At 41.0% G+C, this 15,147-nt stretch carries 12 protein-coding genes; 3 read left to right on the forward strand and 9 right to left on the reverse strand.

Translation table 11 applies throughout. The features are described 5' to 3' along the window. Window positions 1-2,038: 2,038 nt before the first annotated feature. The 5 genes from CCZ37_RS15930 to CCZ37_RS15960 all read right to left on the reverse strand — a co-directional run bounded on the left by CCZ37_RS15930 (window position 2,039) and on the right by CCZ37_RS15960 (window position 7,693). The gene (locus CCZ37_RS15930; protein WP_094501477.1) at window positions 2,039-2,572 is read right to left on the reverse strand and encodes a GNAT family N-acetyltransferase; all 534 of its coding nucleotides are present in this window, start codon (window positions 2,570-2,572) and stop codon (window positions 2,039-2,041) included. Further along, on the reverse strand, window positions 2,569-2,838 hold the full coding sequence (locus CCZ37_RS15935; RefSeq protein WP_094501479.1) for a type II toxin-antitoxin system TacA family antitoxin: 270 nt from the start codon (window positions 2,836-2,838) through the stop codon (window positions 2,569-2,571). The genes CCZ37_RS15930 and CCZ37_RS15935 overlap by 4 nt, the downstream gene beginning before the upstream one ends. 2,883 nt (window positions 2,839-5,721) lie before the next feature. Beyond that, window positions 5,722-6,003, reverse strand: a complete 282-nt coding sequence (locus tag CCZ37_RS15940; protein WP_170895745.1) for a hypothetical protein — start codon at window positions 6,001-6,003, stop codon at window positions 5,722-5,724. A 189-nt stretch (window positions 6,004-6,192) separates the two neighbouring features. Next, window positions 6,193-6,483, reverse strand: a complete 291-nt coding sequence (locus CCZ37_RS15950; protein ID WP_080536237.1) for a YkgJ family cysteine cluster protein — start codon at window positions 6,481-6,483, stop codon at window positions 6,193-6,195. Window positions 6,484-7,207: 724 nt separating this feature from the next. Continuing rightward, window positions 7,208-7,693 carry a GNAT family N-acetyltransferase gene (locus CCZ37_RS15960; RefSeq protein ID WP_094501482.1) on the reverse strand — a complete coding sequence of 162 codons (486 nt, stop codon included), beginning with the start codon at window positions 7,691-7,693 and terminating at the stop codon, window positions 7,208-7,210. Between the two features lie 232 nt (window positions 7,694-7,925). Between CCZ37_RS15960 and CCZ37_RS15965 the strand changes: the two genes are divergently transcribed. Continuing rightward, window positions 7,926-8,894 carry an IS30 family transposase gene (locus CCZ37_RS15965; protein WP_094501484.1) on the forward strand — a complete coding sequence of 323 codons (969 nt, stop codon included), beginning with the start codon at window positions 7,926-7,928 and terminating at the stop codon, window positions 8,892-8,894. Between the two features lie 230 nt (window positions 8,895-9,124). Continuing rightward, window positions 9,125-9,589, forward strand: a complete 465-nt coding sequence (locus CCZ37_RS15970; protein WP_094501486.1) for a hypothetical protein — start codon at window positions 9,125-9,127, stop codon at window positions 9,587-9,589. Window positions 9,590-9,668: 79 nt separating this feature from the next. Here CCZ37_RS15970 and CCZ37_RS15975 read toward each other — a convergent pair whose 3' ends face one another. Together CCZ37_RS15975 and CCZ37_RS15985 are read right to left on the reverse strand one after the other, a co-directional pair. Then, a complete protein-coding gene (locus tag CCZ37_RS15975; protein ID WP_094501488.1) occupies window positions 9,669-9,947 on the reverse strand; it encodes a hypothetical protein in 279 nt (92 codons plus the stop codon). Between the two features lie 143 nt (window positions 9,948-10,090). Further along, complete coding sequence (locus CCZ37_RS15985) at window positions 10,091-10,750, reverse strand: hypothetical protein (RefSeq protein ID WP_422641341.1); 660 nt, start codon at window positions 10,748-10,750, stop codon at window positions 10,091-10,093. A 142-nt stretch (window positions 10,751-10,892) separates the two neighbouring features. On the opposite strand from CCZ37_RS15985, the gene CCZ37_RS15995 reads away from it, so the two are divergent. Beyond that, window positions 10,893-11,861, forward strand: a complete 969-nt coding sequence (locus CCZ37_RS15995) for an IS30 family transposase (protein ID WP_094501484.1) — start codon at window positions 10,893-10,895, stop codon at window positions 11,859-11,861. A 47-nt stretch (window positions 11,862-11,908) separates the two neighbouring features. Here CCZ37_RS15995 and CCZ37_RS16000 read toward each other — a convergent pair whose 3' ends face one another. Next, window positions 11,909-12,853 (reverse strand): sce7725 family protein, encoded by a 945-nt coding sequence (locus CCZ37_RS16000; RefSeq protein WP_094501494.1) that lies wholly within the window; start codon window positions 12,851-12,853, stop codon window positions 11,909-11,911. A gap of 19 nt (window positions 12,854-12,872) precedes the next feature. After that, complete coding sequence (locus tag CCZ37_RS16005) at window positions 12,873-13,721, reverse strand: sce7726 family protein (protein WP_094501496.1); 849 nt, start codon at window positions 13,719-13,721, stop codon at window positions 12,873-12,875. Window positions 13,722-15,147: the final 1,426 nt, after the last annotated feature.

Genomic DNA, 15,147 nt, shown 5'->3' on the forward strand with positions numbered 1-15,147 from the left:
GTTGGCAATCCCTCTTGAGCCGTTTGTTATGCAAATTCAATAAGATAAACTGACTTTACTCGATCAAAAGCCACCATTGCAATGGTTGAGTGATTCAAGAACCAACCCAAGCAAGAGCCATGATAAATAAGCCGCCAAAACAAAGCCCACCTTTCAACAACAAACCAAGCTTTTGAATGAGACAAACTCAACAAGCAAGACTTTCAGCAAATGCGAAATACTCGATAAACTTGCCCTTTCCACACTTTGCGCCCACTTAATTTACAACGCGCGAACGCTAAAACTGATTGAGGCAAACAAAGAACCTTGCCTGTTTTACGGCTTGAGTAAACCACGAATTTTAGGGTAAAAAAGCTCATTTGCCGACAACACAAAACGAATGGCCGGAGAAATCGAAAAGATTGAACCCCTAAATTTACCTGAGTTGCATAACGCCCGGCTAAGGGGTTGACAACGCACCGCCGAACTCAAAAAACACACCGTAAGCACTGAACTGCAATTTTGCACTAAAGTCGTCACGCGTTGGCAATCCCTCTTGAGCCGTTTGTTAGGCCAACCGATTGACACCGACACTTTAAAAACCAAAGAACAAGCTTTTTTGTAAACTTGAAACAAACTAACCGATTCATTTATAAACCAAAATGCTAAATCAGCAAAGAAACAAAAAAATTCAAATTGAGCGATTTGGAAGAAAAGTGACGAGCGTAGCATGCTCGGCGGACGTTTGGATGCTGAAGGTTATTTTGCTGCTAAATTCACAACGAAAAGCAACCCAACACGATCAAGAAACAACAAATATGTGATGACGATTTATTGCTTAAGTCCAGCCATGAGAACATGGAATTCGCCGTTCAATTCAAACCTGATTTAGCTGATAAAAACTCACTTTGCCTAACGCCCGGCTAAGGGGTTGACGACGCACCGCCGAACTCAAAAAACACACCGTAAACCCTGAACTTCAATTTTGCACTAAAGCCGCCACGCGTTGGCAATCCCTCTTGAGCCGTTTGTTAGCTGCTGCACTTTAGCCGGAGATTGACTACCCAACAGCCTAATTTAAAACACATTATTGCTTTCAAGCGGCAAAGTAAAACCGACAACCGAGAAACTAAAACCTAACCCACGAAACGCACTTGGCAAAGAAGAAATAACAGGAAAACTGACGAGCCTCTAAGACTTAAATTTACAAAGAATTATGTCGAAGAAGCCAACAACCAAGTGCGCGAAATCCATTTAAGCGCGAAAGAGCCTCAAAACCAAAGAAGCCACACCAAAGAAATAAACAAACACACCACTTCCCGTAAACAGACTTCGGTTAGTTCAACCGCTTCACGAACAGTGCCACTGGCGAGATACGCGGAAAAGTGCTGACTTTCAGGTGTAAAGCTAGAGCCTCAGACTAAGAAAAATAAACGCTTAATTTTATGGTTTTTCTTAACCTCAGCTAACGCCCGGCTAAGGGGTTGACAACGCACCGCCAGACTCAAAAAACACACTGTAAACACTGAACTTCAATTTTGCACTAAAGTCGCCAAGCGTTGGCAATCCCTCTTGAGCCGTTTGTTAGGCCAACCGATTGACACCGACACTTTCAAAACTAAAGAATGAACTTTTTTATAAACTTAAAACAAACTAACCGATTAATTTATAAACCAAAATGCCAACTTAGCAAAGAAACAAAAAACTCAAATTGAGCGATTTGGAAGAAAAGTGACGAGCGTAGCATGCTCGGCGGACGTTTGGATGCTGAAGGTTATTTTACAGCTGAATTAACAACGCTAAACAACCCAACGCGATCAAGAAACAACAAATATGTGATGACGATTTATTGCTTAAGTCCAGCCATGAGAACATGGAATTCGCCGTTCAATTCAAACCCGATTTAGCTGATAAAAACTCACTTTGCCTAACGCCCGGTTAAGGGGTTGACAACGCACCACTTAACTCAAAAAACACGCCGTAAACGCTGAATTTCAATTTTGAACTAAAGTCGCCATGCGTTGGCAATCCCTCTTTAACCGTTTGTTATATTCGTAGCCTATTGATTAAAAAGCTGTTCTACCGTTTTCATTGGTAAGAACATACGAATACGCCCATTATGTTCGCACAACACTTCAAAGCCGAACTTCGTATAGAACGCTTGAGCGGAATCTGTCAGACAGTCCACAACAATTGCGTATACTCTCATGTGATGATTCACTTCCCACAAGTACTTCAGTGCGCGAATTAGACTAACTTTTCCGAGCCCAGAGCCATGAAATTCTTTGTGCACAGCTAATTGAGCCAAAAGAAAAACAGGAATTGGATACCTAGGGAGTTTCTTTGCTAGTTGTGCCGGCAATGTTTCTCGACTGATTGAACTCGGTGCAACACTATAAAATGCACAAATAGCGAATTTTTGATTTAACAGTGGTTGAGCACTAGGTAAAACCATTGTTCGGCTAATACCTGCTTGCATGTGCTTTGCAGCTTGAGTTTTGATAAATGTGTTTAGCTCTTGCTCACCACAGTCAAATGAGTCGCGGTCATGCTTTGATTTACTAAGTTCTACAAACTCTTTGCCCCAACTCACTTGATACCGCTCTTCTCTGTAAATTTAACAGCTTCAAGCAAAGCTTGATTCGGAGCTTTTACTTTATTACACGCAGCTATAAACTCGTCAAAAACACTGTCTTTAACCATAATACTTTCATGCTCCTCAATAACATGAGTCGCATCTTCGTCCATAAGTCTCACCACATATTCAGTGAGACTTTTTAAACCAAGTAAAGCCGATGCTTTTTCGGCCTTTGCCTTGATATCTTCATCAAGGCGGATATCTAAACGTGCCGTTGCCATAACCCCTCCTGCGTACGGATACATTCCGTAATGTTGAGAGATTATAGTCTAAACTTAAAGCACATTCAATTCGTACGGAAAGTTTACGGAACAAGGAAGAATATAACGCCCGGCTAAGGGGTTGACAACGCACCGCCGGACTTAAAAAACACACTTAAACACTGAACTTCAATTTTGCACTAAAATCGCCAAGCGTTGGCAATCCCTCTTGAGCCGTTTGTTATGCAAATTCAATAAGATAAACTGACTTTACTCGATCAAAAGCCACCATTGCAATGGTTGAGTGATTCAAGAATCAACCCAAGCAAGAGCCATGATAAATAAGCCGCCAAAACAAAGTCCACCGTTCAACAACAAACCAAGCTTTTGAATGAGACAAACTCAACAAGCAAGACTTTCAGCAAGTGCAAAATGCTCGATAAACTTGCCCTTTCCACACTTTGCGCCCGCTAAATTCACAACAAACCAGCACCAAAACTCATTGAGGCAAACAAAGAAATTTGCCTGTTTTACGGTTTGAGTGAACCATGAATTTTAGGGTAAAAAAGCTCATTTGCCGACAACACAAAACGAATGGCCGGAGAAATCCAAAAGATTGAACCCCTAAATTTACCTGAGTTGCATAACGCCCGGCTAAGGGGTTGACAACGCACCGCCGAACTTAAAAAACACACTTAAACACTGAACTGCAATTTTGCACTAAAGTCGCCACGCGTTGGCAATCCCTCTTGAGCCGTTTGTTATGCAAATTCAATGAGATAAATAGAATTTACACGACCAAAAGCCACAATTGCAATGGTTGAGTAACTCAAGAACCAACCGAAGCCAGAGCCGTGATAAATAAGCCGCCAAAACAAAGTCCACCGTTCAACAACAAACCAAGCTTTTGAATGAGACAAACTCAACAAGCAAGACTTTCAGCAAGTGCAAAATGCTCGATAAACTTGCCCTTTCCACACTTTGTGCCCACTGAATTTACAACGCGCCAGCGCTAAAACTGATTGAGGCAAACAAAGAACCTTGCCTGTTTTACGGTTTAAGTTAACCACGAATTTGAGGGTAAAAAAGCTCATTTGCCGACAACACAAAACGAATGGCCAGAGAAATCCTAAAAGATTGAACCCCTAAATTTACCTGAGTTGCATAACGCCCGGCTAAGGGGTTGACAACGCACCGCCGAACTCAAAAAACACACCGTAAACACTGAACTTTAATTTTGTACTAAAGCCGCCACGCGTTGGCAATCCCTCTTGAGCCGTTTGTTATGCAAATTCAATAAGATAAACTGACTTTACTCGATCAAAAGCCACCATTGCAATGGTTGAGTGATTCAAGAATCAACCCAAGCAAGAACTGTGATAAATCAGCCGCCAAAACAAAGTCCACCTTTCAACAACAAACCAAGCTTTTGAATGAGACAAACTCAACAAGCAAGACTTTCAGCAACTGTAAAACGCTCGATAAACTTGCTCTTTCCACACTTTGCGCCCACTGAATTGACAACAAACCAGCACCAAAACTCATTGAGGCAAACAAAGAACCTTGCTTGTTTTACGGTTTGAGTTAGCCAAGAATTTGAAGGTAAAAATGCCCATTTGCCGACAACACAAAACGAATGGCCAGAGAAGTCCCAAAGATTGAACCCCTAAATTTACCTGAGTTGCATAACGCCCGGCTAAGGGGTTGACAACGCACCGCCGAACTCAAAAAACACACCGTAAACACTGAACTTCAATTTTGCACTAAAGTCGCCAAGCGTTGGCAATCCCTCTTGAGCCGTTTGTTATGCAAATTCAATGAGATAAACTGACTTTACACGACCAAAATCCACGATTGCAATGGTTGAGTGATTCAAGAATCAACCCAAGCCAGAGCGGTGATAAATGAGCCGCCAAAACAAAGTCCACCGTTCAACAACAAACCAAGCTTTTGAATTAGACAAACTCAACAAGCAAGATTTTCAGCAAGTACAAAATGCTCAATAAACTTGCCCTTTCCACACTTTGCGCACACAAAATTCACAACGCACCGGCGCTAAAACTGATTGAGGCAAACAAAGAACCTTGCCTGTTTTACGGTTTAAGTTAACCACGAATTTTAGGGTAAAAAAGCTCATTTGCCGACAACACAAAACGAATGGCCAGAGAAATCCCAAAAGATTGAACCCCTAAATTTACCTGAGTTGCATAACGCCCGGCTAAGGGGTTGACAGCGCACCGCCGAACTCAAAAAACACACTGTAAACATTGAACTTCAATTTTGCGCTAAAGTCGCCACGCGTTGGCAATCCCTCTTGAGCCGTTTGTTATGCAAATTCAATGAGATAAACTGACTTTACACGACCAAAAGCCACAATTGCAATGATTGAGTGATTCAAGTACCAACCCAAGCCAGAGCCGTGATAAATAAGCCGCCAAAACAAAGCCCACCTTTCAACAACAAACCAAGCTTTTGAATCAGGAAAACTCAACAAGCAAGACTTTCAGCAAGTGCAAAATGCTCGATAAACTTGCCCTTTCTACACTTTGCGCCCACTGAATTAACAACGCGCCAACGCCAAAACTGATTGAGGCAAACAAAGAACTTTGCCTGTTTTACGGCTTGAGTTCACAATGAATTTGAAGGTAAAAATGCTCATTTGCCGACAACACAAAACGAATAGCCGGAGAAATCCAAAAGATTGAACCCATAAATTTACCTGAGTTGCATAACGCCCGGCTAAGGGGTTGACAACGCACCACCGAACTCAAAAAAAACACCGTAAACACTGAACTTCAATTTTGCACTAAAGTCGCCACGCGTTGGCAATCCCTCTTGAGCCGTTTGTTATATTTTCATTCTCTACGCTAACGTGACCGACTGTTTAGGATTGCCGAAAAACCATTAACAAACTGATATTTCTTGCTTTTCCAAAACTGTAGCAGCTTCCGCACGCTCAATGATTTTTAGCAATACAGATTGAATCGCTTCGTCTTCGCGGGCATCTTTGTCACTTGTAAAACGTTGTATTTGGGGATCAGCATTTTCTTCAGGTAAAAAGGTGATAACGACTTCGGTCGCTAAGTCCGTCGTTTTACCGAAATACTCTAATGATATTTGCGGATAACCTTTGAAACCTCTTTGTACTCGTTTCAATATGCGTTTTTTCGCTTTATCCACGTTCATCATGAATCCTTTTGGTTGCTGAACTTAAAAAAATATAACGCCCGGTTAAGGGGCAGCCAACGCCACAACCAAGCTTACGCATAACACCGTAACCACAAAAACCAACGCATAATAAAAATGCCACGCGTTGGCTGTCCCTCTTGAACCGTTTGTTATGGCTAACAACTCACTGATTTATTGGGTAAAACTTTAGAAAAGGTCTATCCGTTCATCTCGACATTCGTAAGAGCCCATTTCGAATTCTCGACAAATCCAAGGGCGATTTTCGTAAATTGTGCACATGAACGTTTCACGATCTAGAGCTGAACACCAACCATCTGACAAACGCAGCATAGTTTCTCCACCCCATTCATCGAATGCAATATGCTGCTCTGGTACACCTGTATCGGTAATGATCATAACCTCCAAACGGCAACAACAAGCATGGCAGTTTGAGCACGATATTTCCGGATTTGATACATTTTTAATTGGGATTGTCATCGAGTTCTTCAGCAAGTTTAATCGCAGAATAGTACTCTAATTTAAACCAATTTACCGACATTAATGATGAACTCAACTTGATAGCCATAACGCCCGGCTAAGGGGTTGACAACGCACCGCCGAACTCAAAAAACACACTGTAAACACTGAACTGCAATTTTGCACTAAAACCGCCAAGCGTTGGCAATCCCTCTTGAGCCGTTTGTTATGCAAATTCGATGAGATAAACTGAATTTACACGACCAAAAGCCACGATTGCAATAGTTGAGTGATTCAAGAATCAACCCAAACAAGAACTGTGATAAATTAGCCGCCAAAACAAAGTCCACCTTTCAACAACAAACCAAGCTTTTGAATCAGGAAAACTCAACAAGCGAAACCTTCAGCAAGTCCAAAATGCTCGATAAACTTGCCCTTTCCACACTTTGCGCCCGCTGAATTGACAACAAACCAGCGCTAAAACTGATTGAGGCAAACAAAGAACTTTGCCTGTTTTACGGCTTGAGTAAACCACGAATTTTAGGGTAAAAAGCTCATTTGCCGACAATACCAAACGAATGGCCGGAGAAATCCAAAAGATTGACCCCCTAAATTTACCTGAGTTGCATAACGCCCGCTTAAGGGGCTGACAACGCTACTACCAAGTTTCCGCATAACACCGTAAACACAAAAACCAACGCATAATAAAAATGCCACGCGTTGGAAGTCCCTCTTGAAGCGTTTGTTAGGCATTTTCCAACGCATTGATATTATTGCTTAATTCCCAGCATTCTAATGATTCGCCATCACTATCCACAGCAATATTTTTATAAATAAATCCATTTTTGCGAACAACATTTAGTGACGCCGAATTTTCAGAAGAGATTAATGCAAAGACAACTTTGACTAAACCAGATTCAAACGCAATTTGGCAAAGTTTATTAACTGCAAATGTTGCAATACCTTTGCCTTGAGCCCCAAAAGCTACGTTGTAACCGATTTCGACTCGACAGTTGAACGGTGGGTTCTTGAATCCACAACTACCAATTAGCTGGTCATTTGACTTTATAAAGTATGGTAAAGACCAAACTTCACAAATTGAATCACGATAATGATTAAGAGAGCGTTCTAAAACATGATTTGGTGGAATTCCGTCAATCATATACTTGAGCTCAGATTGACCATCACGCAACATTTTTAGCTCACTCTCATTTAGCTGGATGAGTTCCATAATTTCCTTATGCCTAACGCCGCGTTAAGGGGTGAGCAACGCAACCACCAACTCACCGCATTACACTAAAAACTAATAAAATCAACGCATAATGAAAATGCTACGCGTTGCGAATCCCTCTTTAACGCTTTGTTATGTGCCTTGGATTCAAGTACGAAGTGCGACACCTCTGAACATAAAAACAGTAAGGTGCGATAATCATGAAGTTTGCTCCCGCCAAGAAGTAAAAAACATGAAATACACACACCTCACTGAGATTGAAAGGTATATGATTTCTTTGCTCAGAAAGCAAGGGATCAGTACCGCAAAAATAGCTAAACAACTGGGGCGTCACAAAGCCACTATCTATCGAGAAATTGAACGTAATTGTCGTTACAACAAGTTCTTCGATAGGTACTCTTATCAACCAGAGCGAGCACAGCAAATGGCGCGCAACCGGCTTAGTCGTTCACGGCGAAATAAACGCTATACCAAACTTGACTTCAGACTACCTGAAGCCTTGCTACGACTGGATTGGAGTCCTGACCAAATCGTCGGATACCTAAGGATGAGAGGCTATCCAACAATGAGCCACGAGCTCATTTATCAGCACGTTTGGAACGACAAAACTCTCGGTGGAACGCTATGGAAACACCTACGCCAATCCACCAAGAAAAGGCGTAAAAGGTACAACTCAAAAGACAGTCGAGGACGGCTGGCAAATAAGCGTCATATTGCCGAAAGACCTGCAGACGCTGAGCATCGAAAAGAGCCTGGCCACTGGGAAATTGATACCGTCGTGGGTCGCGGAACCAAGCACTGTATCGTCACTTTAGTCGACAGAATGACTGGCTACACTTTTATCGGTCAAATGGACGATAGAACAAGCGAGTCGCTCAACGTAAGAATGAGCAAAATCATGACCCGCTCTGACTTACCTTTTAAAACGATAACATCAGATAACGGCACTGAATTTCATGGTTATGCACAACTAGAAAAACATCATAACTGCCTGTTTTACTTTGCAAATCCATACCATTCATGGGAGCGAGGCACTAATGAAAACACCAATGGTTTGATACGACAATACTTACCAAAACGAACCTCCATGTCACACGTGACACAGAAGCTGTGTAATGAAATTGCATATAAATTAAATACACGCCCACGCAAAAGGCTTGGGTATAGAACACCAACGGAGTATATTCATGCGCATCTGTAGAAAGTGTCGCACTTCAAACTTGATACTAAGTAAATTAACTCATTTGTAGTGTGACTCTCACCGCACTACTATCCGATTTTCGTGACTCTCAGTCGTTTACTCGACCAAAATCACAGTTGCATAATAGCCATAAATCAATAACTTATGCACCATTAATCACACGACAAGCCTCACATATTGAGGTGAAGTTATAAGGATATAGAGAACATATGATTATTGGGGTATAAACTATGACAGAATCAGCACGTAATAAAACCAAACGTAAGCTCATAAATAACATTAAAGACATTAAGCCAACACATCAGGCAGCGATATTTTATAACAACTTTGATGAAGCCATTGAGTTCAATAATTTGATGCAGAAGATTAAAAAACCTATCAGTGCTGCATTCAAAAGTATCACTATGATTTGGGTGCTGAGATTAAAAATTCAGTTCAACTATGGTGTGGTCGGATACATTCAAATTCTCACCACTGCCGAACTTGATTTGAAATTGCTTAACAAAGTGCTCGCCAAATACACATGTGAGAACCAAATTACAACAAAGCAACGTCCATTTGACCGAGAAAAATATACAGATACAGTATCAAAGCAAAGGCTTGCCAATTTAGCCGCCTATTTAAGCTCAGAAACAAGCCCAAGGAGATATGCCATAACTAACAAGCCACAAATTAATAAAACCACTCAAAATTGATTACAGAGCATTTAAATCAGAACTAATCTCATTCACATGGGACTAACATGTGTTAGTTAAACGTGAATAACAACCTAATTTACTTTGCCAAAACCGAACCTTCCTGCCATACACCTGAATTGTTGTAAATGATGTAACTTTGAGGTTTGATAGATTCAAAATCCCTCTCAAGCCATGACATCACTTTCTTTTGAATTGACTGCTTGCTAGTTGCTCCAGCAATGCTTACTGGGAAGGAAAAATCATAATCAGCACTTCTGAATTCAAAATGTCTGTGACCACTCACAACCTCAAATTCACATTCAAACTTCTCTTTTAAAACTTCAAGAATATATTCTTCAACCAACTTAACATCCATTTGTTACTCCTTTTCGTGAAGCAACCTAACGCCCGCTTAAGGGGCAGACAACGCTACTACCAACTTACTGCATAACACCGTAATCACAAAAACCAACGCATAATAAAAATGCCGCGCGTTGGCTGTCCCTCTTGAAGCGTTTGTTAGCATTCATTTCTGGATGCCTTAGTACGATAAAATTCACTAAGTTCATATTTCAACGAGTAAGCCTGCTCAGGGATCAATCTTGAATATTTCACTGCGCTATCAAACACACTACCCATCTCGTTTGGCTTCACACCTTGATGAGTTCTCGAAAGTACATTACGGAAATTTCCCCAATACATATTCATGTTGCCCGAAATTTTGTTTACGTCTTCACTCAAATGAGGCACATACAGATCAACTAAAACTTGTAGTCGCGAACATTTATCCAGCAGAGCTTTGTACTTTATATCATACTCGCTTAGGCTCATATTTGCTTCCCAGTCGATATTAAGAACTGTTAACGAGAATTCCCAGCCTAGTTCCGATGCGATAACATGCGCTTCCTCAATTTTCTCTTCGAGTTTTCCGAGCTCTAACTTGCGAGTTTCTTCTAAACGCTCAGATTGCTTTACCTGAAACTCAAGACTTACACGCTGTTCTAATAATTTTCGCTGTCCCCAGAAAGTAAATGTGGCACCGAAAGATGCACTAAGTAAAGCTATTAATGCACTAGAAATGTCCATTGAACCTCCATTGAATGCTAACGCCCTGTTAAGGTGTGAGCAACGCAATGCCGAAGCTCCCGCATACCACCTTAAACACAAAACGCAACGCATAGCAAAAATGCCAAGCGTTGCGAATCACTCTTAAACAGATTGTTAAGCTGCTTGGATTCAAGTACGAAGTGCGACACCTCTGAACATAAAAACAGTAAGGTGCGATAATCATGAAGTTTGCTCCCGCCAAGAAGTAAAAAACATGAAATACACACACCTCACTGAGATTGAAAGGTATATGATTTCTTTGCTCAGAAAGCAAGGGATCAGTACCGCAAAAATAGCTAAACAACTGGGGCGTCACAAAGCCACTATCTATCGAGAAATTGAACGTAATTGTCGTTACAACAAGTTCTTCGATAGGTACTCTTATCAACCAGAGCGAGCACAGCAAATGGCGCGCAACCGGCTTAGTCGTTCACGGCGAAATAAACGCTATACCAAACTTGACTTCAGACTACCTGAAGCCTTGCTACGACTGGATTGGAGCCCTGACCAAATCGTCGGATACCTAAGGATGAGAGGCTATCCAACAATGAGCCACGAGCTCATTTATCAGCACGTTTGGAACGACAAAACTCTCGGTGGAACGCTATGGAAACACCTACGCCAATCCACCAAGAAAAGGCGTAAAAGGTACAACTCAAAAGACAGTCGAGGACGGCTGGCAAATAAGCGTCATATTGCCGAAAGACCTGCAGACGCTGAGCATCGAAAAGAGCCTGGCCACTGGGAAATTGATACCGTCGTGGGTCGCGGAACCAAGCACTGTATCGTCACTTTAGTCGACAGAATGACTGGCTACACTTTTATCGGTCAAATGGACGATAGAACAAGCGAGTCGCTCAACGTAAGAATGAGCAAAATCATGACCCGCTCTGACTTACCTTTTAAAACGATAACATCAGATAACGGCACTGAATTTCATGGTTATGCACAACTAGAAAAACATCATAACTGCCTGTTTTACTTTGCAAATCCATACCATTCATGGGAGCGAGGCACTAATGAAAACACCAATGGTTTGATACGACAATACTTACCAAAACGAACCTCCATGTCACACGTGACACAGAAGCTGTGTAATGAAATTGCATATAAATTAAATACACGCCCACGCAAAAGGCTTGGGTATAGAACACCAACGGAGTATATTCATGCGCATCTGTAGAAAGTGTCGCACTTCAAACTTGATACTAAGCTGCGTTTTTCAGTTTTCTACAAGATCTTCAGCAACAATTCAATATGATGTTTTATCGCTAGCTTTTTCATGTAACCGAGATTAGTTGAACGTCCCTCGTTATCAATATCAATAATTTCTTTGATTGCTTCAGAGAAGCTAAAGTAATCTTTGAACTCATTAATAAATGCCACCATTTCAGGTAAAGCCTCATGGATCAAAGCTGCTTGATCTGATGTTGGGTACTCGTACACCTCAGATAAGAAGTGACGAACCCAGATATCACCAGTGTCAGTAACTTCATGTGTAAGATGTAAAGCCGCCGTATATGGCTGAAAACCACCTGATTTGAAACGCTCAGATAACGTCGTATAGTCTCCAAAGCCAGAAAAACCATCCGTTATATAGGTTAGATGCGCATCTGTATAAAATTCGTGGTTAGGGTCGGCATATTCAGAATTTTTGCTAACCGAGCGGAAGCAATCTGAAATGTTAACTCTTGAAAAGTCGTTAAATTGCTGCTTATAAGAACGACTTACGTTGGAGTCGATGAAAATATGATGACAAAAGTTTACGTTCGAAGAAATACTAAACAAAAACTTAGGATCTGAAAATGAAGCATTATGAATGAAAGAAAACTTTCGTTCACCGATACTAGCTAAGAAATCATTGATTTCGCTAGCTTTTGTTGAACTATTTAATATAAACGCAAAATGTTGAGCCTGTGTTTTAGATTTTATCTCATCTACCAACGCTGTCATTTGCTTGGGAGATTTCCCTAAATCACCATTTTGAGAGTTGAAAACAATAATGTGCTCAACATTCTTATCACATAATGTATTGATACATTTCAATACAGGAGAAAAACCTTTAGTTACAGGTTCAATTATCGGTACAACCTTTCCACTTTCTGAAACTTTACCTACACACTCCCTGAGAGCAAGGAGCTCATTTTGCTTCCCTCGTAAAAACGGAAAGTACATACCGACACCTCTTCATTCATTATGAAAATCGTTGCTTCAGACTATGCAACATGATGCCATGATTTTCCTCAGAAAAATTAGATGTACATATCAAAGATAACAGAGAGTTAGGAAACTTTGTTAAGGTTTCCTTATGCTTTCCATAATACTCTCGTTGTTTTAGAGCTTTTTTGAATTCAGAATTAACAACTTCTTTAGGTAAAGCTTCGAACATTTTCTTACACTCATTTCTGACAAACGCAGGTTTTACCTGCGGCAATTCACCAAAGTGAGTTAATACAATGTCGAATATTTCATTTTTATTTAAACAATCAAAAACTAGATCATGTTTCAATAAGTCAGTATGAATACTCGATGGTTGAACTTCCTCGAATGTGTAGCGGTCGGTGAGCACGAGAATACCGATGCTATCATCTACCCCTCTCTTCAGCTTTGAAAGCTTGGATTCAGGAACAACAATATTAACTTTTTCAAAAACTTGCCTATAACTTTCCAACTGATGCTTCAATCGATAGAAAGTATCAAACTCAGTTTTGATTTCATATGCCGTAGAACAACCATTAACAACGACACAATCAGCTATAGTCTTCCGAACTCGAAACTCAGTGAAGTACGCTACATTTGCCATTTTGTGGCGACCTTTAACTATTTTTTCAGCGATGGCATTTTTGTACACATACTCATTTCGATACTCTTTCACCAACCTTTTGTACAGATGCTCAAAAGCTTCCCACAAAGTCAAACCATCTTCGTGTAAGTGTCTAGCCATCAAGAGTTTAAGTTTATCATTACTCTCTTCGTCCATAAGTGCCATCATAGACTTTTTAGAAAAGAGATTTGTGATCGTATGCCTTTCTGAATTGTTCATTTTGACATCTGTACCATCATTAGAATAAACCTATAACTAATTAACTCGCTCACATAAGATCTTAGCATTCCATCTATGGAAAATCACTCAAATTAAGCTACAGTAGAATCCCCTCAGCAGCTTAACGCCCGGCTAAGGGGTTGACAACGCACCACTGAACTCAAAAAACCACCGTAAACACTGAATTTCAATTTTGCACTAAAGTCGCCAAGCGTTGGCAATCCCTCTTGAGCCGTTTGTTATGCAAATTCAATAAGATAAATAGAATTTACACGGCCAAAAGCCATAATTGCAATGATTGAGTGATTCAAGAACCAACCCAAGCCAGAGCCGTGATAAATAAGCTGCCAAAACAAAGTCCACCTTTCGGCAACAAACCAAGCTTTTGAATCAGGAAAACTTAACGAGCGAAACCTTCAGCAAGTGCAAAAATGCTCGATAAACTTGCCCTTTCCACACTTTGCGCCCACTGAATTTACAACGCGCCAGCGCTAAAACTGATTGAGGCAAACAAAGAACCTTGCCTGTTTTACGGCTTGAGTAAACCACGAATTTTAGGGTAAAAATGCTCACTTGCCGACAACACAAAACGAATGGCCGGAGAAACCTCAAAAGATTGAACCCCTAAATTTACCTGAGTTGCATAACGCTCGGCTAAGGGGTTGACAACGCACCGCCGGACTTAAAAAACACACTGTAAACTCTGAATTTCAATTTTGCACTAAAACCGCCAAGCGTTGGCAATCCCTCTTGAGCCGTTTGTTATGCAAATTCAATAAGATAAACTGACTTTACTCGATCAAAAGCCACCATTGCAATGGTTGAGTGATTCAAGAATAAACCCAAGCAAGAGCCGTGATAAATATGCCGCCAAAACAAAGCCCACCTTTCAACAACCAACCAAGCTTTTGAATGAGACAAACCCTACAAGCAAGACTTTCAGCAAGTGCAAAATGCTCGATTAACTTGCCCTTTCCACACTTTGCGCCCACTGAATTTACAACGCGCCAGCGCTAAAACTGATTGAGGCAAACAAAGAACCTTGCCTGTTTTACGGCTTGAGTTCACAATGAATTTGAAGGTAAAAATGCTCATTTGCCGACAACACAAAACGAATGGCCGGAAAAATCCCAAAAGATTGAGCCCCTAAATTTACCTGAGTTGCATAACGCCCGGCTAAGGGGTTGACAACGCACCGCCGAACTCAAAAAACACACTTAAACACTGAACTACAATTTTGCACTAAAGTCGCCACGCGTTGGCAATCCCTCTTGAGCCGTTTGTTATGCAAATTCAATGAGATAAACCGAATTTACACGACCAAAAGCCACAATTGCAATGGTTGAGTGATTAAAGAACCACCCCAAACAAGAACTGTGATAAATAGGCCGCCAAAACAAAGCCCACCCTTCAGCAATAAACCAAG

Source organism: Vibrio qinghaiensis (genome assembly GCF_002257545.1).
Lineage (GTDB): Bacteria > Pseudomonadota > Gammaproteobacteria > Enterobacterales > Vibrionaceae > Vibrio > Vibrio ordalii.